The sequence below is a fragment of the Streptomyces sp. SID13031 genome (assembly GCF_010548305.1).
Classification (GTDB): domain Bacteria; phylum Actinomycetota; class Actinomycetes; order Propionibacteriales; family Kribbellaceae; genus Kribbella.
On record NZ_JAAGLV010000059.1, the window covers coordinates 1 to 639 of the forward strand.

Below are 639 nucleotides of genomic sequence, written 5' to 3' on the forward strand. Positions count from 1 at the left end.
TGGTCCGGTGAGAACGGCAGGACGGTCTTCTACCAGAACGAGAAGGCGTACGACGCCCCCGACCAGGCCGCCATCCAGAACGGCGACATCAAGGGGTACGCCGCCTACAAGGTGGACGACTCGGTCACCACCCATGAGGGCTGGGGCATGGGCAGTTACTGCTACTTCAACGTGAACCCGGACATCCGTCAGCAGCACGGCTTCCAGGCCCCGGTGAAGCCCGGCGTGACGTTCCACGACCTGCTCGTCGTCTCCCTGGGCGGCAAGGGCCAGTACGAGCACGTCATCAACGACATCGGATCCCCCACCTCGGGTGACACCACGATCCCCTCACAGGTGGTGTCCTTCGCCTAGGGCGTGTTTCGAAAGTAGCGCCGTCCGCCCGGAGGGCGGGGCCGGCGGCGTCTGGTGCGTGCGATCGCAAGGCGGAGGATCGCCCTCGTACTGGACGTACTGGGGCGACTCCGACAACGCGGCGAGCGTGCGTGCCGGGCGTCGCAGGCCAGGCGGGACTTTCGAAACACGCCCTAGTATGGCGCCCCGGCGCCGGCGGATGCGGACGGCGACGGTGCGCGGGACGGGGAGGGGTGGACAGGCGTGCCCAGATGGGGGCTGATCGTCGAGCAGAACCTGTTGTAT

Annotated in this window: 1 pseudogene; it reads left to right on the forward strand. The window is 67.3% G+C overall.

The features are described 5' to 3' along the window. Positions 1–354 (forward strand): annotated as a pseudogene (locus tag G3I17_RS39220) (coagulation factor 5/8 type domain-containing protein); the annotation flags it as partial. Positions 355–639: the final 285 nt, after the last annotated feature.